General features: G+C 68.2%; 16 protein-coding genes and 1 pseudogene. All 17 read left to right on the top strand.

All coding sequences use genetic code 11. The annotated features are described in order from the left end of the window. The first annotated feature begins 22 nt into the window (after positions 1–22). The 17 genes and pseudogenes from ABIB29_RS13950 to ABIB29_RS14030 all read left to right on the top strand — a co-directional run bounded on the left by ABIB29_RS13950 (position 23) and on the right by ABIB29_RS14030 (position 19,643). Entirely contained in the window at positions 23–1,825 is a 1,803-nt protein-coding gene (locus ABIB29_RS13950; protein ID WP_354173403.1) for a peptidoglycan D,D-transpeptidase FtsI family protein, read from the top strand. Between the two features lie 125 nt (positions 1,826–1,950). Continuing rightward, a complete protein-coding gene (locus tag ABIB29_RS13955) occupies positions 1,951–3,609 on the top strand; it encodes a UDP-N-acetylmuramoyl-L-alanyl-D-glutamate--2,6-diaminopimelate ligase (protein ID WP_354173404.1) in 1,659 nt (552 codons plus the stop codon). Between the two features lie 6 nt (positions 3,610–3,615). After that, entirely contained in the window at positions 3,616–5,160 is a 1,545-nt protein-coding gene (locus tag ABIB29_RS13960; protein ID WP_354173405.1) for a UDP-N-acetylmuramoyl-tripeptide--D-alanyl-D-alanine ligase, read from the top strand. After that, entirely contained in the window at positions 5,157–6,266 is a 1,110-nt protein-coding gene (gene mraY / locus ABIB29_RS13965; RefSeq protein WP_354173406.1) for a phospho-N-acetylmuramoyl-pentapeptide-transferase, read from the top strand. Before ABIB29_RS13960 ends, mraY begins: the two co-directional genes overlap by 4 nt. After that, on the top strand, positions 6,248–7,849 hold the full coding sequence (gene murD / locus ABIB29_RS13970) for a UDP-N-acetylmuramoyl-L-alanine--D-glutamate ligase (protein ID WP_354173407.1): 1,602 nt from the start codon (positions 6,248–6,250) through the stop codon (positions 7,847–7,849). The genes mraY and murD overlap by 19 nt, the downstream gene beginning before the upstream one ends. A gap of 2 nt (positions 7,850–7,851) precedes the next feature. Next, positions 7,852–9,195: pseudogene (ftsW, locus tag ABIB29_RS13975) on the top strand (putative lipid II flippase FtsW); the annotation flags it as partial. 234 nt (positions 9,196–9,429) lie between these two features. After that, positions 9,430–10,617 carry an undecaprenyldiphospho-muramoylpentapeptide beta-N-acetylglucosaminyltransferase gene (gene murG, locus ABIB29_RS13980; RefSeq protein ID WP_354173409.1) on the top strand — a complete coding sequence of 396 codons (1,188 nt, stop codon included), beginning with the start codon at positions 9,430–9,432 and terminating at the stop codon, positions 10,615–10,617. 4 nt (positions 10,618–10,621) lie between these two features. Next, positions 10,622–12,037 (top strand): UDP-N-acetylmuramate--L-alanine ligase, encoded by a 1,416-nt coding sequence (murC, locus tag ABIB29_RS13985; protein WP_354173410.1) that lies wholly within the window; start codon positions 10,622–10,624, stop codon positions 12,035–12,037. Next, entirely contained in the window at positions 12,030–12,902 is an 873-nt protein-coding gene (locus ABIB29_RS13990; RefSeq protein WP_354173411.1) for a cell division protein FtsQ/DivIB, read from the top strand. Before murC ends, ABIB29_RS13990 begins: the two co-directional genes overlap by 8 nt. A 213-nt stretch (positions 12,903–13,115) precedes the next feature. Further along, on the top strand, positions 13,116–14,342 hold the full coding sequence (gene ftsZ, locus ABIB29_RS13995) for a cell division protein FtsZ (RefSeq protein WP_354173412.1): 1,227 nt from the start codon (positions 13,116–13,118) through the stop codon (positions 14,340–14,342). Positions 14,343–14,434: 92 nt separating this feature from the next. After that, positions 14,435–15,208, top strand: a complete 774-nt coding sequence (locus tag ABIB29_RS14000) for a purine nucleoside phosphorylase YfiH/LACC1 family protein (RefSeq protein ID WP_354173413.1) — start codon at positions 14,435–14,437, stop codon at positions 15,206–15,208. 4 nt (positions 15,209–15,212) lie between these two features. Next, positions 15,213–15,956, top strand: coding sequence for a YggS family pyridoxal phosphate-dependent enzyme (locus ABIB29_RS14005; RefSeq protein ID WP_354173414.1), 744 nt, complete (start codon positions 15,213–15,215; stop codon positions 15,954–15,956). A gap of 87 nt (positions 15,957–16,043) precedes the next feature. After that, positions 16,044–16,574: a cell division protein SepF gene (locus tag ABIB29_RS14010; RefSeq protein WP_354173415.1), complete on the top strand. Its 531-nt coding sequence runs from the start codon at positions 16,044–16,046 to the stop codon at positions 16,572–16,574. 138 nt (positions 16,575–16,712) lie between these two features. Then, positions 16,713–17,021, top strand: a complete 309-nt coding sequence (locus ABIB29_RS14015) for a YggT family protein (protein WP_354173416.1) — start codon at positions 16,713–16,715, stop codon at positions 17,019–17,021. A gap of 149 nt (positions 17,022–17,170) precedes the next feature. Beyond that, complete coding sequence (locus tag ABIB29_RS14020; RefSeq protein ID WP_354173417.1) at positions 17,171–17,857, top strand: DivIVA domain-containing protein; 687 nt, start codon at positions 17,171–17,173, stop codon at positions 17,855–17,857. Between the two features lie 141 nt (positions 17,858–17,998). After that, positions 17,999–18,583 carry a signal peptidase II gene (gene lspA, locus ABIB29_RS14025; protein ID WP_354173418.1) on the top strand — a complete coding sequence of 195 codons (585 nt, stop codon included), beginning with the start codon at positions 17,999–18,001 and terminating at the stop codon, positions 18,581–18,583. Continuing rightward, positions 18,573–19,643 carry an RluA family pseudouridine synthase gene (locus ABIB29_RS14030; RefSeq protein ID WP_354173419.1) on the top strand — a complete coding sequence of 357 codons (1,071 nt, stop codon included), beginning with the start codon at positions 18,573–18,575 and terminating at the stop codon, positions 19,641–19,643. The genes lspA and ABIB29_RS14030 overlap by 11 nt, the downstream gene beginning before the upstream one ends. The last annotated feature ends 5 nt before the right edge of the window (positions 19,644–19,648 follow it).

Genomic DNA, 19,648 nt, shown 5'->3' on the forward strand with positions numbered 1-19,648 from the left:
AGGCAAATAGCAAGGAAACATCGTGGCGCAGAACACCGGCAAGGCACGCAAGGCGAAAGCGCCGAGCGCGACAAGGCGGTTGCGGCTGGGCCTCGGCGTCATGCTGACGCTCCTGCTCGTCGTCGGCGGAAAACTCTTCCTGGTCCAGGGCCTCGACGTCGGCGGCATGGCCGAGGCCGCCCTCCAGAACAGGCTCACCCCCATTGAACTGCCCGCCGAACGCGGCAGCATCCTGGATACCAACGGCACCGTCCTGGCCAGCAGCGTAATCCGCTACAACCTCGTCGTCGATCAGACCGTCAACACCAAGACCGAGTCTTTCCGCCGGCTGGAGCCGGTGGACGGCAAGGAAGAGCTCGTCAAGGTCAGCCGGGACCAGGGCATCAGCGAACTCGCCACGGTGCTGGGAATGGACAAGGACACCGTCAAGGACGCACTCACGGGGAACCAGCGCTACTACATCGTGGCCAAGGACCTGAAGCCCGACGTCGAGGACCGCATCTCCAAGCTGCAGATCCCCGGCATCGTCACCGAAGGCACCAGCAAGCGGGTGTACCCCAACGGCTCGGTGGCCGGCGGGATCGTGGGTTTCCTGAAGGACGGCACCACCGGCCAGGCCGGCCTCGAGCAGACCCAGGACGGGATCCTCAGGGGAACCGCGGGCAAGCGGCTCTTCGAAATCGGCGCAGACGGGCTGCGTATCCCGGTCGGAGTTGACCAGTTGACCCCGGCGGTCAACGGCAAGGACATCAAGCTCACGCTGAACTCGGACCTCCAGTACTTCGCCCAGCAGGCAATCCAGAGCCAGCGGGACAAGCTCAGCGCCGAGTGGGGCGTCGTCATCGTCCAGGACATCAAGACCGGCGACATCATCGCCATGGCTGACACCAACTCCCCGGACCCCAACGACCCGGGAAAGGTCGATGCCCAGGACCGCGGCGTCCGGGCCGTCACCGCGGCGTACGAGCCCGGATCGGTGCAAAAGATGATGACGGCCGCCGCGCTGATCGAGGAAGGCAAATCATTCCCGCTGGACAAGTTCACCATCCCGTCGTCGTACACCGTGGACGGGCAGACGTTCAGCGATTCCTTCGCGCACGGCACCGAGGAGCGGACCCTGGCCGGCATCCTTGGCTGGTCGATGAATACCGGCACGGTCATGGCGGGCCAGCGGCTCAGCAAGGAGCAGCGCTACGACTGGCTGAAGAAGTTCGGCATCGGTGAGGCGCCGGACATTGGACTGCCCGCGGAAGCCACGGGCATCCTGACCCCCCACGAGCAGTGGGACGGCCGCCAGGAGTACACCGTGCTGTTCGGCCAGGGCGTCTCGCAGTCCACGCTGCAGACCGTCCGGGCGTTCCAAAGCATCGGCAACAACGGGGTGATGCTCCAGCCGCGGCTGATCGACAGCTACATCAACCCGGACGGCACCGAGGAAAAGGTGCCGGCCAAGGATCCGCGGCAAATAGTCACCCCGGACACCGCCCGGCAGGTGCGGGACATCCTCGAGAGCGCCGTCACCGAGGGCCAGATCAAGGAAGCCGGCCTGGACGGCTACCGGGTCGGGGCGAAGACCGGAACCTCCCAGTCCCCGTGCGACGACGGTACTGCCGGCTTCTGCGGCTTCACGGCGTCGATGGTGGGGATGGCGCCGATGGACGATCCGCGGTTTATTGTTGAAGTGGTCCTGCAACGGCCCAAAGGCGATATCTACGGCATCTCAAACGGTCCGGTTTTCCGGTCCGTGATGAGCCAGGCGCTGCGGACGTACAACGTCCCGCCGTCCACCGGCGAACCCGTCCGGCTGCCGCAGTACGTCAAGTAGCGCCCGCGCGGGAACCAGCACCACGCACGTCCACCACCAACCTGTACCTGGGAGCTGAGCCTGCGGGCCGGAGCGGTCCTCCGCGCGCAGCGCCAGATCCACCAGCACCACCAACGGAGATCCTCGTGTCAGACCAGAATGCCCCCGGCGCTTCCGCCGCGCCGTCCGGCCCGGGGTCCACCCCGGGCTTCCGGCCCGCTGCAGTGGCTGCAGTGCCGCTGGCAACCATCGGCGAGTCGATCGGCGTCGTAGTCTCCGGGGCATCCGGCTCCGTCGCGGTCACCGGGATCTCCTTGAACTCCCGCGCCGTACAGCCCGGCGATCTCTACGTCGCCCTGCCCGGTGCGGCCCGGCACGGGGCCGACTTTGTCTCCCAGGCACTGGAGGCCGGGGCGGCCGCCGTGCTGACGGACGACGCCGGCGCGCGCCTGCTGGCGTTCTCCCACGACATCGCGGTCCCGGTACTGCTGGCCGAAGAACCCCGCAGCCTCGTGGGGAGGCTGTCTGCCCTGATCTACCGGAGCCGGCCGCAGGATGAGCCCGCTCCGGCCCTCTACGGGGTCACGGGCACCAACGGCAAGACCACCACCACCTACTTCATCAACGCCCTGCTGCAGGCCCTCGGGCAGAAGACGGGACTGATCGGCACCATCGAGATCCTGGCCGGCGGGGAGCCGATCCCCAGCCTCCTCACGACCCCGGAATCCACCGACGTCCACGCCCTGCTGGCCCTGATGCGCGAACGCGGCCTCGACGCGGCCTCGATGGAAGTCTCCTCGCACGCCGTCGCGTTCCACCGCGTGGACGGGGTCGAATTCGACGTCGCCGGCTTCACCAACCTGACCCAGGACCACCTCGACCTGCACGGCAGCATGGAGGAGTACTTCCAGACCAAGGCCCGGCTCTTCACCCCCGGGCGGGCCCGCCGCGCGGTGGTGATGGTCGACGACGACTGGGGCGTGAAGCTCGCCGCAGCCGCCGGCATTCCGGTGACAACGCTGTCCTCCCGCGCCACCGGCGCGGCGGCCGTAATGGGCGCAGTTGCGGACTGGACGGTCCTGAATCCGGTTCCGCGCGGGCTCGGCACGGTGTTCACGCTCCGCCACGGCGGCGGCACGGAGCTGCGCGTCCACACCGGGCTGCCCGGAAGCTTCAATGTGGCCAACGCCGCGCTGGCAACTGTCATGGTGCTCGCGGGCGGCCACGATGCCGCCGCGGTCCAGGCCGCCCTCGACGACGGAGACCCCTTCACCGTCGCCGTCCCCGGCCGCATGCAGCTCGTTTCCACCGCCCCCGCAGCGGTGGTCGACTTCGCGCACAATCCCGACGCCCTGGCCCGCGCGCTGGAAGCCGTCCGCTCCCCGGAACCGGGGTCCCGGGTGATCATCGTCTTTGGTGCCACGGGCCAGCGGGACCAGGGCAAGCGGCCCGCCATGGGTGCCATCGCCGCGCGACTGGCCGACGTCGTCATTGTCAGCGACGACGATCCGCACGACGAGGACGCCGCAGAGATCCGCGCAGACGTCCTGGTGGGCGCGGTCGAGGCCAAGGAGCACGAGGGCCTGGACTGCAGCATCATGGAGGTCTTCCCCCGCGACGCCGCCATCCGGAAGGCCGTGGAACTCGCGGGCCCGGCCGACACCATCCTCGTCGCGGGGCGGGGCCACGAAGTTTGGCAGGAAGTCAAAGGCGTCAACCTCGCCCTTGACGACAGGGTGGAGCTCCGCTCTGCCTTGACAGCTCGGGGATTCACCGTTCTCGAAGACCAGCGGATAGAGTCCTAAACCGAGATGATTGCATTTACCGCGGCGGAAATCGCCGACATAACGAACGGCCGCCTGGCCGCCGAACCGGGAATCACCCCCGGCTCAGTGGTGACCGACTCCCGGGAAGCCACGCCGGGTTCCCTCTACGTGGCCAAGCCGGGCGAGACGGCCGACGGCCACGACTTCGTCGCCGCAGCCTTCGAACGCGGCGCCGTCCTGGCCCTGGTCGAGCATGATGTCGCGGACACCGCCGGCGGCAGCTACCCCGCCATCGTGGTCCAGGACTCGGTCCTCGCGATGGGCGCCCTCGCCGCGGAAGCCGTCCGACGGATCCGCGCCGGCCGCGCGGCCGACGGCGAGCCGCTGACCGTGATTGGCATCACCGGTTCCGCCGGCAAGACCACCACCAAGGACCTGCTGGCCGGGATCCTGGCCGCGGAGGGGAACACCATTGCCCCGCAGGGTTCCTACAACGGCGAAGTCGGGGTCCCGCTCACCGTCTTCAAGGCCGGAGTCGACACCCGCTACCTCGTGATCGAGATGGGCGCTACCGGCGTCGGACACATCAGCTACCTCGCGGAGATGGTCCGCCCCGACATCGGGGTGGTTCTTGGTGTCGGCACGGCCCATGCCGGTGAATTCGGCGGCGTGGACAACATTGCCCTCGCCAAGGGCGAACTCGTCGAGGCCCTGGCGGCCACCGGCACCGCGGTCCTCAACCTGGACGACGCCCGCGTCGCCGCCATGGACACGCGCACCCGGGCCACCGTGCTCGGTTACTCCGCCCAGCCGGACCGCGTGTCCGGCGGATCCGGTTCAGGGCGCGTCCGCGCCGAGGGCGTCGAGCTGACAGCCGGCGGCAGCCCCGAATTCGACCTGTTCCTGCCCGGCGAGAGCGGCGGGCACCACGTCGCGGCCCAGCTGATCGGCGCCCACCACCTCGCCAACCTGCTGGCGGCGGCGGCAGCGGCCCACGCCGCCGGCGTCCCCGCCGCACGGATCGCGGCCTCGCTGGGCGCCCAGGCCGCCGCCAGCCGGTGGCGGATGGAACGCACCGAACGGCCCGACGGCGTCACCATCATCAACGATGCGTACAACGCCAACCCGGAGTCCATGCGCGCCGCGCTGCGGACCCTCGCCGACCTCGGCAGGGGCCGCCGGACCTGGGCCGTGCTCGGGGCAATGCTGGAGCTGGGCCCCGATTCCATCCGCGAACACATGGCGGTGGGCACCCAGGTGGTCCGGCTCAACATCTCCCGGCTCGTCGTTGTGGGACGCGAGGCACGCTCGCTCTATGTCTCAGCCGTCAACGAGGGGTCCTGGGGCAATGAGTGCGTCTTCGCCGAGACCCCGGAGGAAGCCTACGACCTCCTGCAGGCCGAGCTTGAGCCCGGCGACCTGGTGCTGTTCAAGTCCTCCAACAGCATCGGGCTGCGCCACCTGGGCGATCGGATAGCATTACCCCCACAAGCCCCCGGGACCGCTGCTGGTGCCGCTGAGGGCAGGGCTGGCGAAACCGCAGCCAAACCCGCCGCCGGAACCGCCACTGAAGGGAGTGCGCTGCTGTGATTGCACTGCTGATGGGCGCTGGACTGGCCTTGCTGTTTGCCTTCCTGGGCACCCCGCTCTTTATCCGCTTCCTGGTCCGCAAGAGCTACGGGCAGTTCATCCGGGATGACGGACCCACCACGCACCACACCAAGCGCGGCACCCCCACCATGGGCGGCACCGTCGTGGTCCTGTCGGTGCTCGCCAGCTATGGCATCACGCACCTCGTCATGTGGATGATCAACCCGGCATCCCCGGGCCCGTCCGCCTCGGCACTGCTGCTGCTGTTCCTGATGGTCGGCATGGGGCTGGTCGGCTTCCTGGATGACTTCATCAAGATCTCCAAACAGCGGAGCCTGGGCCTGAACGCCAAGGCCAAACTGATCCTGCAGGCCGCCGTGGGCATCATCTTCGCGGTCCTCGCCCTGCAGTTCCCGGACGAGAACGGCGTGACGCCTGCGTCCTACCAGATCTCCCTGGTCCGCGATATCCCGTGGCTCAACCTGGCCTTCGCCGGCACCCTGATCGGCGCCATCCTCTTTGTGCTGTGGTCGAACCTGATCATCACCGCCGCCACCAACGGCGTGAACCTCACGGACGGCCTCGACGGCCTCGCCGCCGGTGCCTCCATCATGGTCTTCGGCGCGTACACCCTGATGGGGATCTGGCAGAGCAACCAGTCCTGCGGTTCGCCGCGGCAGGCCGGCGCGGGCTGCTACACCGTCCGCGACCCGCTGGACCTGGCCCTCCTCGCCGCCATCCTCAGCGCGGCGCTGGTCGGTTTCCTGTGGTGGAACACCTCACCGGCCAAGATCTTTATGGGAGACACCGGGTCGCTGGCCATCGGCGGCGCCGTCGCCGGCTTCGCCATCCTGTCCCGGACCGAACTGCTGCTCGCCTTCATCGGCGGCCTCTTCGTCCTGATCACCCTCTCGGTGATCATCCAGGTCGGCTACTTCAAGATCACCAAGGGCAAACGCTTCTTCAAGATGGCCCCGCTCCAGCACCACTTTGAACTCAAGGGCTGGGCCGAGGTCACCGTCGTCGTCCGGTTCTGGATCCTGTGCGGACTCTTTGTCGCCGCCGGGATGGGCATCTTCTACGCCGAATGGGTGGTACTCCTGTGACTGGTCCGATTCCCGCACCCCTCACCACTTCACCCCGGCTCTCTGACCTGGTCAGCTGGGACTCCGACTGGGCCGGACTGCGGGTCGTTGTCACCGGCATCGGGGTCTCCGGCTTCGCCGCCGCGGACACGCTCATCGAACTCGGCGCCCGCGTGGTCGTGGTCGACGCCGCCACCGGCCCCACGGCGCAGGCCCAGGCCGACACGCTCCGGATCGTCGGCGCCGCCGACGTCCTGCTGGGCGAGGACGCCGTGGAAACCGTTCCCAAAATCGATGGTGCCAGGCCGGATTTGATCGTCACCTCCCCGGGCTGGCGGCCGGACCAGGCGCTGCTCGCCGCCGCGGCCAGGACCCACATCCCGGTCTGGGGCGATGTCGAACTCGCGTGGCGGCTCCGCGAACGCAAGGGTCGCAAGACCGCCGACTGGCTGACCATTACCGGCACCAACGGCAAGACCACCACCGTCGGGCTGACCGAATCGATGCTGCAGGCGGCCGGGCTCAAGGCCATCGCCGTCGGCAACGTCGGGACACCGATCCTGGATGCGCTGCGCGATCCGGTGGACTACGACGTCTTCGCCGTCGAGCTCTCCAGCTTCCAGCTGCACTGGAGCGATTCCGTCTCGCCGGTTGCGAGCGTCTGCCTCAACGTCGCCGAGGACCATGTCGACTGGCACGGCTCCTATGCGTCCTACCTGGCGGACAAGGCCAAAGTCTACGAACACACCCAGAAGGCGTGCATCTACAACGCCGAGCAGATCGAAACCGAACGCATGGTGGAGGCTGCAGACGTCGTGGAAGGCTGCCGTGCGGTGGCCTTCACCACGCTCACGCCGGCTGTCAGCATGCTCGGCGTCGTCGAAGGACTCCTGGTGGACCGCGCCTTCATCGCAGAACGCAAGGACAGCGCCGCCGAACTGGCGGCCGTGTCAGACCTCGGCCCGGTGGCTCCACGCCACATGGTGGCCAACGCCCTGGCCGCCGCAGCCCTTGTCCGGGCCTACGGGGTCGAGCCTGCCGCCGTCCGCAAGGGACTGCTGAACTACCTGCCGGGGGACCACCGCATCCAGCTCGTCGCCCGCCACGACGGCGTCCTCTGGGTCAATGACTCCAAGGCCACCAACCCGCATGCCGCCGCCGCCTCGCTCTCCGCGTTCGAGAGCGTTGTGTGGATAGCCGGCGGGCTGTCCAAAGGCGTGAACTACGAGCCGCTGATCCAGCAGCACGCCCGGCGGCTCAAGGCCGTGGTCCTGATCGGGGCCGACTCCAGCGATCTCCGCTCCGCACTGCAGCGACACGCACCCGATGTCCCCGTGATCGGTGCGGGGAAGGGCGAAACTGAAGAGGTGCAGACTGCCGGGACGGCCGACGCCGTAGCAGCACCCTCGCCGATTGCCGGCGGGACTGTGATGGCCCAGGCCGTTGCGTCGGCGGCGCAGCTGGCCGCTTCCGGGGACACTGTGCTCCTGGCCCCGGCGGCAGCATCCATGGACCAGTTCTCTTCCTACGCTCACCGTGGCGACGCCTTCATCGAAGCTGTCCGCGAGCTCGTGGAAGGGCAGGCTCAGACCAGCGAGGAGTAACAATGGTCAGCACGCCCACACGTAACCCAGCGGCCGCACCGGCCGCAACCCAACCGCCCGCCGCGAAATCACCGGCAGCGAAAGCATCAGCGCCCGGGGCAGCAGCAGGCCCGCAGTCGGCGGCCCGGAAAGTCCGGGGCTGGCACCGGGGATTCTGGTCCGCCCTGGAAGGAACCGGGAAGTCCCGCAACGGCTCCACGTACTACCTGATCCTGGGATCGACCCTGGCGCTCACGGCCATCGGCATCTTGATGGTGCTCTCCGCTTCCAGCGTGGAAGCCATCGCGGCAGGGGAGTCGCCCTACACCGCCGCCCTCAAACAGGGGATGTTCGCCGGGATCGGCCTGTTCAGCATGTTCCTGCTCTCGCGGGTCAACGTGGTCTGGCTCAAGCGGGGTGCCTGGATCGCCATCCTGGTGGCGTTCGTGCTGCTGGTGCTGGTGCTGCTCGTCGGCCGCAGCGCCCTCGGCAACCAGAACTGGATCGACGTCGGACCCTTCACCTTCCAGCCCTCCGAGGCCGCCAAACTGGCGCTTGCGCTGTGGATGGCGACGGTACTGGACCGCAAAGCCAAGCTGCTGTCCCAGGCCAAGCACGCCCTGATCCCGGTCGTGCTCCCGGGCGCCGCCGGAGTGATCGGGCTCATCCTCATGGGCAACGACCTTGGCACCGCCATGATCGTCATGATGATCACGGCGGCCGCCCTGTTCTTCGCCGGAGTGCGGCTGTACCTGTTCGGCATCGCCGGGGTCGTCCTCGCCGCGGGCACCGCCGTGCTTGCCATCACGAGCCCCAACCGGGTGTGCCGGATCCTGTCCTGGACCGGGCAGACCTGCGCGGACGGCACCGACCTGAACTACCAGTCCACCAACGGCCTGTACGGCCTCGCCTCCGGCGGATGGTTCGGGGTGGGGCTGGGCCAAAGCCGGCAGAAGTACAGCTGGATCCCGGAAGCCCACAATGACTTCATCTTCGCCATCATCGGCGAGGAGCTCGGCCTGGTCGGGACGCTGGTGGTGCTGGTCCTCTTCGCCATCCTCGGCACCGCCATTTACCGCGTTGTGGTGGCCCAGAAGGACATGTTCCACCGTGTCCTGGCCGGCACCATCATGGTCTGGCTGCTCGGCCAGGCGACGGTCAACATGGCCGTGGTCACCGGCCTGGCGCCCGTGGTGGGAATCCCGCTCCCGTTCATTTCCTACGGCGGCTCGGCGCTGCTGATGTCACTGTGCGCGATCGGCGTAGTCTTGTCACTTGCCCGTGCCCAGATGGCACCCGGCCTGCAGCCCAAGCGGCTGTTCAGGTTCGGCCCGGCCGGCCTCGCGGCGTCCCTGCGGAAGCGGACCGCGGCGCGGACCGCGGCAGGAAACCCCGGAAACCCCGGCAAATCCGGGCAGCCCGCCAAATCCGGAAAGTCCGGGAAGTCCGGCAAAGATCCGGCCGCCAAGGCAGCCACGGCCCGCAAAGCCGCCGCCAAGCCCACCACCGGAACACCGGTAGCCGGGCCGGCCGTGACCGGACCGCGGACCGCAAGAACCCCCGCCCCCAGCAATCCCGCACGAAAGCGTAAATAGGCCCCCATGAACACCGATTCGTCTTTGTCCGTCGTCCTCGCCGGCGGCGGCACAGCCGGGCACATCAGCCCGCTCCTGGCCATCGCACACGCGCTCCGGGAGGCCCGCCCCGGGGTGCGGCTCCTGGCCGTCGGAACACCCGGCGGGATGGAAGCCCGGCTGGTCCCGGCCGCAGGGCTGGACCTTGCGACCGTCAGCCGGGTCCCCTTCCCGCGCCGGCCCTCGCTGGACCTGCTGCGGCTGCCGGGACGGCTGGCCGGCGCGGTGAAACAGGCCGGTGTCATCCTTGACGAGGCCCAAGCGGACGTCCTGGTCGGCGTCGGCGGATACGTCTGCACGCCGATGTACCTCGCCGCCCGGCGCCGGAAGATCCCGATCGTCATCCATGAGGCAAATGCCCGCCCGGGACTGGCGAACCGCGTCGGAGCCCGGCTGGGCGGACACGTCGCCGTGGCCTTCGCCGCCACCAGGCTGGGCGCCTCCCGGCACGTCGGCATGCCGATGCGCAAGGAAATCTCGGGCCTTGACCGGACCGCCGCGAGGACCGCGGCCCGGGAAGCCCTCGGCCTGGACCCGGAGCGTCCGGCCCTGATTGTCACCGGCGGCTCCTCGGGCGCCCAAAGCATCAACCGCACCATCGCGGCCTCGGTCGGCCTCCTCTCGGAGGCCGGCATCCAGACCCTGCACCTCACCGGCCGCGGCAAGGCCGTCCACGACGCCGACGGCAAGCCACTCGCGGCACCGGGCTACCAGCAGCGCGAATACGTCGACGGCATGGAAACCGTGTACGCCGCCGCAGACCTGCTGCTGGCCCGCTCCGGGGCTGCGACGGTCTGCGAGGTCGCCGCCGTCGGCCTGCCCGCCGTCTTCGTTCCGCTGCCGATCGGCAACGGCGAACAGGCGCTCAACGCCGCCGGACTCGTCGACGCGGGAGGTGCCCTGCTGGTGGAGGACAGCACGTTTTCCCCCGGCTGGGTCCGCGAGCACATCATCCCGCTGCTCCAGGACCCCGACCGGCTCGCCCGGATGGCGGCCAGCGCCGAAAAGCTCGGCATCCGGGACGCCGACCAGCGCATGGCCGGACTCGTCCTGGAAACGGCGGCCCCGGTGACCGCGACGTCGCTCAAAGCACAGTCGTTGAACACCAAGTCCTTGAAGGCAAAGCCCTCCAAGCAGCACGGCAGGAAGCGGTAACGCAATGACCCAGCCCGATCAGCACCACGCCCCCACGGCGGCCCGCACCGGGGAAGACCTCGGCCGGGTTCACTTCATCGGCATCGGCGGCGTGGGGATGTCCGCCGTGGCGCGCATCCTCGTTGCCCGCGGCCTGCCGGTCAGCGGCTCCGATGCCAAGGACCTGCCGGTCATGGCGGACCTGGCCGCGGCGGGCGCCCGGATCTGCGTCGGCTACGACGCTGCCAACCTGGGCGACGCGCAGAGTGTGGTCGCCGGCTCGGCCATCCGGCCGGACAATCCCGAGCTGGTGGCGGCCCGGGCCGCCGGACTGCCGGTGCTTCACCGCTCCGAGGCCCTGGCGGCCGCGATGGCCCAGGACACCGCCGTCACCGTGGCCGGCACCCACGGCAAGTCCACCACCACGTCGATGATTACCGTCCTCCTGCAGGGCGCGGGCCTGGACCCGTCCTTCGCCATCGGCGCGAACGTCCCGGCGCTGGGCGTCAACGCGGCCAGCGGCAGCTCGCCGGTCTTCGTCGCGGAAGCCGACGAATCCGACGGCTCCTTCCTGAACTACCGCCCGCAGATCGCCGTCGTGACCAACGTCGAACCGGACCACCTCGACTATTACGGCACCGCGGAAGCCGTCTACGCCTCCTTCGACCGCTTCACCGCCCTGCTCCCGGCCGACGGTGTGCTGGTTGCCTGCGCGGATGACGCCGGCGCCCGCGCCCTCGCCCGGCGGACCCTTGAGCGCGGCAACACCCGCGTCGTGCTCTACGGCACCGGCGATGACGCCCAGATTGTGCTGCACGACGGCGGCCCGGGGGACGTCTCGATCACCACTCCGGCCGGACGTTTCCCCCTCGAGCTGCACGTTCCCGGGCGGCACAACGCCCTCAACGCGGCGGCCGCCTTCGCCGTCGCCCTGGAACTCGGTGTGGACCCCGGCCTTGCCGCCGGAGCCCTGGCCCACTTCACGGGTGCTTCCCGGCGCTTCGAATTCAAGGGCGAGGGCCGAGGAGTCCGGGTCTACGACGACTACGCCCACCACCCCACCGAGGTCCGGGCAGCCCTGTCCGCAGCGCGGTCGGTGGCCGCCGGCCACAAGCTGCACGTCCTCTTCCAGCCGCACCTGTTTTCCCGGACCCGGGAATTCGCCGAAGAGTTCGCCGCAGCGCTCAACACCGCCGACACCGCACTGGTCCTGGACATCTACCCCGCCCGCGAAGATCCGATTCCGGGCGTCAGCAGCCAGCTGATCGCGGCGCACCTTGGCGCCGGCGGCCGGCTCGTCGGACCGGGCGACGAGGCTGTGCAGTCCCTTGCCTCCGCCGCCGCCGCGGGGGACATCGTGCTCACCGTCGGAGCCGGCGACGTGACCGCCTACGGGCCGATGATCGTCGCGGCCCTGAACGACGGTGCCTCCCGTGCCTAGCACCCGCCGGCCCAGCTACAAGGGGGGCGCACGCCGCCCGCCCGCCACGCGAGGGGAGCCGGGCTCTCCCGACGTTATCTCAGCCTCCAAGGACAGCCCGGGAACCGGCGCCGCAACCGCGGCGGCGGCTCCGCCGGCTCCGGATAATGTGTTGTCCTTCCCGGAACCCAAAGCCAAACGCCGCAGGCGGATCATGCAGGGCACCATCGCGGCCCTGGCGGTGCTGGTCGCGGGAATCCTCGCCGCCGCCGTCTACTCTCCGGTCCTCGCGCTGCAGACCGTCTCCGTGGAGGGCACCAAGCTGCTGACCCCGGACCAGGTCCAGGCAGCCCTGGCGCCGCTGCAGGGCAAGCCGCTGCCACAGATCAGCGACGACGACGTGACAGCCCTCCTGCAGCCGCTGGTCCAGGTCAAGAAAGTCACCACCCAGGCCCACCCGCCGTCGACGCTGCAGGTCAAGGTGACCGAACGCGTGCCGGTGGCTTTGGTCAGGCAGGGTGAGGCGCACCAGCTGGTCGACGCCGACGGTGTGAAGCTCAGCGACACGGCCGACCCGGAGTCGATTCCGCTGCCGGTCATCGACGGCGGAGGCGGCACCCTGCCCAAGGACCTGTTCCATGCGATCACCGAAGTCCTGGGCGCGTTGCCGGCCGACGTGCTCGCCCGGCTCTCGAATGCCTCGGCGAAGTCGGTGGACGCCGTTGAGCTCAAGCTCGTCGACGGACAGACGATCGTCTGGGGCAACGCGGGGGAGAAGGAGCTGAAGGCAAAGGTCCTTGAAGCCCTGCTCAAGGCGCCCGCGGACCCGAAAAATCCGGTGCGGATTTACGATGTCAGTGTGCCTCGGCACCCGGTCACCCGGTAGCCGCCGGTCACTTCGCCGGGAAGCTATTTCACGGTAATACCGCGACACGCGGCGCCGGTTATTGAATGTCCCCGGCATAGGAAATAGCGTCACAACATGAGTTACTTGACATAACTATAACCCTCAACTCGAAGGTTAAGGTTCAAAGCTTCAAGCTCGACTCCATCAGTTTTCGCAATAGAAGCAACAGAACACGAACAAGGGACACGTAACGTGGCAGCTCCGCAGAATTACTTGGCCGTCATCAAGGTCGTCGGCATCGGCGGCGGTGGCGTGAACGCAGTCAACCGCATGATCGAGGTCGGTCTTCGCGGCGTCGAATTTATCGCGGTCAACACCGATGCGCAGGCATTGTTGATGAGCGATGCAGACGTCAAACTCGACATCGGGCGTGAGTTGACGCGCGGCCTGGGAGCCGGTGCGAACCCGGAGGTCGGCCGGCAGGCCGCAGAGGACCACGCCGAGGAGATCGAAGAGGTCATCCGTGGCGCTGACATGGTCTTCGTCACCGCCGGCGAAGGCGGCGGCACCGGCACCGGCGGCGCGCCCGTCGTCGCCCGCATCGCACGCTCGCTGGGCGCGCTGACCATCGGCGTTGTCACCCGCCCCTTCACCTTCGAAGGCCGCCGCCGCGCTGGCTCCGCCGAAGCCGGCATCGACGCCCTCCGCGACGAAGTCGACACCCTGATCGTCATCCCGAACGACCGCCTGCTCTCCATCAGCGACCGCAACGTCTCCGTGCTTGACGCGTTCCGTTCCGCCGACCAGGTCCTGCTCTCCGGTGTCCAGGGCATCACTGACCTGATCACCACCCCGGGCCTGATCAACCTCGACTTCGCCGACGTCAAGTCCGTTATGCAGGGCGCAGGCTCCGCGCTGATGGGCATCGGCTCGGCACGCGGCGAAGACCGCGCCGTCAAGGCGGCGGAACTCGCCATCGCCTCCCCGCTACTTGAAGCATCGATCGACGGAGCCCACGGCGTCCTGCTGTCCATCCAGGGTGGCTCGGACCTCGGACTCTTCGAAATCAATGAGGCTGCCCGCCTGGTCCAGGAAGTCGCCCACCCCGAGGCCAACATCATCTTCGGTGCGGTCATCGACGATGCCCTCGGCGACGAGGCCCGCGTCACTGTCATCGCGGCCGGCTTCGACGACGTCAAGGCCACCTCGCCGTCCATGGACCAGTCCCTTCCGCAGTCGGCGCCACAGCGTCCTGCGGCTCCGGTCGCGGCCCCCGCCCCGGTCCAGGCTCCGTCCTCGGCCCAGGTCCAGCCGCTGCACGCCACGGTCGGCGCCTCAGGTTACGGCGGCTGGGGCCAGCAGCGGCCCTCCGCAGTCCCTGCGGACTCCGGCTTCGACGTCGACCTGCCCTCCGTCGTGGAGCCGGACCTGTCCGGCCGCCACTCGGACGACCTGGATGTCCCTGACTTCCTCAAGTAGATCCTGAAGCACCATGGCACTGCCGGATGGCAGTGCCATGGTGCTTTCTCGTAAGATCGAAGTTCTGCAAACAACTTTGGGCGGTGTTCTGAGTGTTCTCGTGGCGGGCTGAAGTCCGGCCCGGCGTGTGGGTGGCTTTCACCGACGCTGCCGCCGGCAACCTGGCTCTGCACGTCGGCGATGATGCGGCCGAGGTCGGGCGCCGGCGCCGGGCCATCGAAGCGGCGGTGGGCCTCGACGGCCGTCCCTTCCGGTATATGAACCAGGTCCACGGCAACGACGTCGCCGGCATCGGCGCCGCCTCTGCTGCGGGATCCGGCGCTGCTGCCCCGACTGCCGATGCCCCGACTGCCGATGCCATGGTGTCCTTCGGTGAGCCCCTGGCCGTGATGGTGGCCGACTGTGTGCCGGTCGTCCTGGTCGGGGACAGGACGGGCGGGGCAACCCCCGTCCTCGCGGTGGTGCACGCCGGACGCCCCGGCGTCGCGTCCGGCGTCGTCCCGGCGGCGGTGCTGCGCATGCGCGAACTGGGCGCGGCGGAGATCAGCGCCTGGATCGGCCCGTCCGTCTGCGGGCGCTGCTACGAGGTCCCCGAAGACATGCGCGACCAGGTGGCGGCCCGGGTGCCCGCCGCCCGGTGCACCACATCCCGCGGTACCCCGGGCCTGGACCTGCCGGCCGCCGTCCGTGCCCAGCTGCAGGACACCGGCGTCAGGGTCGAGTATTCCGGGGGCTGCACCCTGGAAGACGACCAGCTGTTCTCCTACCGCCGTGATCCGAACACCGGACGGTTCGCGGGACTCGTCTGGACCGACGCCGGGACGCCGGCGGGGACCCGCAGGGCGAACGAGCAAACGAGTGGATGAGCGCATGACTGAGCACGTGCCCGCACACGGGCAGCACGATCCCCGGCTGGAACAGCTCCGCGAAGGGCTCGCCACCGTCCGGCAGCGCATCGACAGCGCCGTCGCGGCGGCCGGCCGGCCGGACCGGCCGCAACTGATCGTGGTCACCAAGTTCCACCCCGCCGCCGACGTCCGGCGGCTCGCCGCGCTTGGCATCACGGACGTGGGCGAGAACCGGGACCAGGAAGCCGCGGAGAAAGCCGCCGCACTGGACGGGCTGCAGCTCCGCTGGCACTTCATCGGCCAACTCCAGAGCAACAAGGCCAAATCCGTCGTCAAATACGCCCACGCCGTGCACTCCGTCGACCGGCCGCAATTGGCCGGCGCCCTGGCCAAGGCCATGGCCGCCGAGCAGGAACGCACCGGGCGGTCGCCGCTGGACTGCTTTATCCAGGTCAGCCTCGACGACGACGCCGGCGGCCACCGCGGCGGTGCCCTTCCGGCAGACGTGCCGGCGCTGGCGGAGAAATTGGCCGGAGCGGAGGGACTTCACCTGGCGGGCGTCATGGCGGTCGCCCCCTTCGGCGCGGATCCGGTCCCGGCCTTCGAGAAGCTGGCGGAGCTTTCCGCCCGCCTGGCCGCTGTCCATCCCGGGGCCACGGGCATTTCTGCGGGCATGAGCCAGGACCTGGAACAGGCCGTCCGTTTCGGGGCGACACACCTGCGCGTTGGTTCCGATATTCTCGGTCCGCGTCCGGCGTTGCGGTAGGTTCGACGTATTGGAAGGTAATGGCGGGGATTCCAAGGCTGCTTAGTCACTGATCGGCCCGCTGACGGACACTATTAGGAGTCGACCATGGCCGGCGCTCTGCGCAAGACAATGATCTATCTTGGGCTCGCCGATGGCGACGAACACTATGAGTCCGAGCACCAAACATCGCACAAGGATGAGGACACTTCCATGGAGCACGACCGCGAGGAACGCCGTGCACCGGCGCCTGTCCGCGAGGTCCCCAGGGAAGAGCCCTACGCCGCTGAAGAGGAATATCGCGCACCTGTGACACCCATCAAGCGAGCGGCATCGAGCCGTGAAGAGCACACCGGACTCCGCCAGATCACCACGATCCACCCGCGGTCCTACAACGACGCGAAACTCATCGGTGAAAGCTTCAGGGACGGCATCCCCGTCATCATGAACGTCACGGACATGGGTGAAGCGGATGCGAAGCGACTCGTCGACTTCTCGGCCGGGCTGGTCTTTGGCCTGCGCGGCAGTATCGAGCGCGTCACCAATAAGGTCTTCCTGCTGTCGCCGTCGTACGTTGAAGTCATCGGCGATGACAAGAAGGTCAGTGAGACACAGGCGAGCTTCTTCAACCAGAGCTAGCCCAGGATTCTACCGACGGATGCCAGGCAAGGACACCTTGCCTGGCATCCGTGCTGAATTATCCGTGTTGAAATAGAGGCGTAACCATCACGAGGACACTGCGGTATCCGGAATGAACATGGAGATATGAGTTAACTCATGGGAATTGTTTTCGGACTTGTCTATATCGCCCTGCTGTTGTTCTTTGTTGCCCTCATCATCCGACTGATTTTTGACTGGGTGCAGATGTTTGCGCGGAGCTGGCGGCCCCGCGGCGCGGCCCTCGTCACCGCACATGCTGTGTATTCGGTCACAGACAAGCCCCTCAAACTGCTCCGGCGGCTCATCCCGCCGCTGCGGCTGGGGGGAATCTCCCTGGACCTCGGCTTCCTGCTGCTGTTCGTGGCAGTCACCATTGCCATGGCGGTTGCCAAGTTCCTGGTGTTCTCCCAGCCGATCGTGGCGTAGCCGGGCGGCGGGCCTCGTCCGGGGCCCACAACAGATAGAAACTCCGGTTTGACACTGCGGTGTTGAATTAGAGGAACCAGACCATATTTAGGTACCGTAGTTTGACGGCCGGAAGGCCTACTGACTAACTAGACCAACGAGGTGACCAGATGGCTTTGACGCCAGAAGACGTTGTCAACAAGCGCTTTCAGCCGACCAAGTTCCGCGAAGGCTACGACCAGGATGAAGTTGATGACTTCCTGGACGAAATCGTCGTCGAACTGCGACGCCTGAACCAGGAGAACGACGAGCTGCGCAAGAAGCTCGCCGAACTGGGCGCCGGCACGCCTGCCAGCTCCGCCGCCGCGGCTCCCGTCGTGGAAAAGGTTCCGGCACCCGTCAAGGCCGAGAAGGAAGACCACGCCAAGGCAGAAGCCGAGGCCAAGGCCGCCGAAGCCGCCAAGGCTGCTGAAGCCGCCAAGAAGAAGGAAGCCGAGCAGGCAGCCGCCCCGGCACGCACCGCGGTCACCCCGGCCTCCGAATCCGCTGCCGGCCTGCTGGCCATGGCGCAGCAGATGCACGACAAGCACGTCGCCGACGGCGAGCAGCAGCGCGACAAGATCATCGCCGAGGCGCAGATCGAGGCCAGCAGCCTTGTCAACGACGCCCAGGAGAAGTCCCGCAAGATCCTCGGCGCCCTCGAGCAGCAGCGCTCCGTCCTGGAACGCAAGGTCGAGCAGCTCCGCGGCTTCGAACGTGACTACCGCTCACGCCTGAAGGCTTACATCGAAGGCCAGTTGCGTGACCTGGACGCCCGCGGCTCCGTCGCGGCCCCTGAGGTCGAAGCCAGCAGCTAGGGCAAAAAGCCAAGTATTCTGAAAGCCGGTGGCTGAGGATTCCTCGACCGCCGGCTTTTGGCATTAACCCCCGGTTCCGCCGGCGGCCGTGACCAAGCACCCAGCTCCCAGTCCCCGCACTGGCCCGCGAACGAAAGCCTTATGACTGACGCACCATCACCCGACGCCACGCAGCCAGCAGAGCCGGCCCTCGAAGGCCCCACCACGCCGCGCCCGCGGCGGGCCCTGTTGCTCTCCGTCTTCTTTGGCCTGGCGGTGTTCGCCTACGTCTTCGACCAGCTGACCAAGCTGTGGGTCACCGCCAACATGACCGAGGGGGAGAGGATCCCCGTGCTGCCCCCGCTGCTGCACTGGTACTACATCCGCAACTCCGGCGCTGCCTTCTCCATCGGTGAGAACGTCACCTGGGTATTCACCATCATCATGACCGCGGTCTCCATCGCCATCCTGCTGCAGCTGCGCAAATTGGGGTCGATCTGGTGGGCCCTCGCGCTCGGGCTGCTGCTTGGCGGTGCGCTCGGCAACCTCACCGACCGGCTGTTCCGCGAGCCCTCCTTCGCCATGGGCCACGTCGTGGACTTCATCCAGCTTCCCAACTTCGCGATCTTCAACATCGCCGACTCGGCCGTCGTGTCCTCCGTGGTGATCATCTGCCTGCTGACGCTGCGCGGGATCTCCCTGGACGGCTCCCGCCTGACGAAGGACACAGTGAAACATGACTCCTGAGCACACGGTGCCCGAACATAACCCGCCCGAGGATCTGGCGCCGGAGGACCTGGCGCCGGCCGGCGCGCCGCCGGAGGACATCCTGCCGGAAGACGTCGACGACGTCGACACCGGAGGCGGGGCCACGGCTGCGGCTGCCTATCGGTTTGTGGTACCGGATGAACTCGCGGGAAGCCGGGTGGATGCCGGGCTGGCGAAACTCATGGACATTTCCCGCTCGCAGGCCGCCACGCTGATCGCCGAGGGCAACGTCATCAGCAAGGACAAAGCGGTAGGAAAGTCGCTCAAGCTTGCCCCCGGCGCCGTGCTCGACGTCACCGTCCCGGCACGCCGGGATCCCCTGGAAATTGTGGAGGAAGTAGTGGAAGGCCTGAACATCCTGCTGGACGATGACGAGTTCGTCGTCATCGACAAGCCGGTCGGCGTGGCCGCGCATCCCTCACCCGGCTGGGTGGGGCCCACCGTCGTCGGCGGTCTTGCGGGCCTCGGCTACCGGATCTCCACGTCCGGCTCCCCGGAACGCGCGGGCATCGTCCACCGGCTCGACGTCGGGACGTCCGGTGTGATGGTGGTCGCCAAAACGGAAGAGGCGTACACCGCGCTCAAGCGTGCCTTTAAGGAACGCACCGTGGACAAGGTCTACCACGCCGTGGTCCAGGGCCTTCCCGATCCGCTGGCCGGCACCATTGATGCGCCGATCGGCCGCCACCCGGGCCACGACTGGCGTTTCGCCGTCATCGAGGACGGCCGGGATTCCATCACGCACTACGAGGTCCTGGAGGCGTTCGGGAAGGCCTCGCTCGTGGAAGTCCATCTGGAGACCGGCCGCACGCACCAGATCCGCGTCCACTTCTCCGCACTGCGCCACCCCTGCGCCGGCGACCTGACCTACGGCGCGGACCCCCGGCTCGCCGCCACGCTGGGACTCACCCGGCAGTGGCTGCACGCCCGGCAGCTGGGCTTCGGCCACCCCCGGACGGGCGAGCGGGTCACGGTTACCAGCGAGTACCCGCAGGACCTGCGGTACGCCCTGGAGGTCCTGGAGTCCGGACAGGCCTGAGGTGC

It is taken from the genome of Arthrobacter sp. UYEF36 (assembly GCF_040547025.1).
In the GTDB taxonomy this organism is placed as follows: domain Bacteria; phylum Actinomycetota; class Actinomycetes; order Actinomycetales; family Micrococcaceae; genus Arthrobacter.

Coding starts and splice junctions, on each gene's coding strand:
- ABIB29_RS14020 (WP_354173417.1), top strand. CDS start 17,171: ATGGCTTTGACGCCAGAAGACGTTGTCAACAAGCGCTTTCAGCCGACC.
- lspA (WP_354173418.1), top strand. CDS start 17,999: ATGACTGACGCACCATCACCCGACGCCACGCAGCCAGCAGAGCCGGCC.
- murG (WP_354173409.1), top strand. CDS start 9,430: ATGAACACCGATTCGTCTTTGTCCGTCGTCCTCGCCGGCGGCGGCACA.
- ABIB29_RS14005 (WP_354173414.1), top strand. CDS start 15,213: ATGACTGAGCACGTGCCCGCACACGGGCAGCACGATCCCCGGCTGGAA.
- ABIB29_RS14030 (WP_354173419.1), top strand. CDS start 18,573: ATGACTCCTGAGCACACGGTGCCCGAACATAACCCGCCCGAGGATCTG.
- ABIB29_RS14010 (WP_354173415.1), top strand. CDS start 16,044: ATGGCCGGCGCTCTGCGCAAGACAATGATCTATCTTGGGCTCGCCGAT.
- murD (WP_354173407.1), top strand. CDS start 6,248: ATGGGTGGTACTCCTGTGACTGGTCCGATTCCCGCACCCCTCACCACT.
- murC (WP_354173410.1), top strand. CDS start 10,622: ATGACCCAGCCCGATCAGCACCACGCCCCCACGGCGGCCCGCACCGGG.
- ABIB29_RS14015 (WP_354173416.1), top strand. CDS start 16,713: ATGGGAATTGTTTTCGGACTTGTCTATATCGCCCTGCTGTTGTTCTTT.
- ABIB29_RS13960 (WP_354173405.1), top strand. CDS start 3,616: ATGATTGCATTTACCGCGGCGGAAATCGCCGACATAACGAACGGCCGC.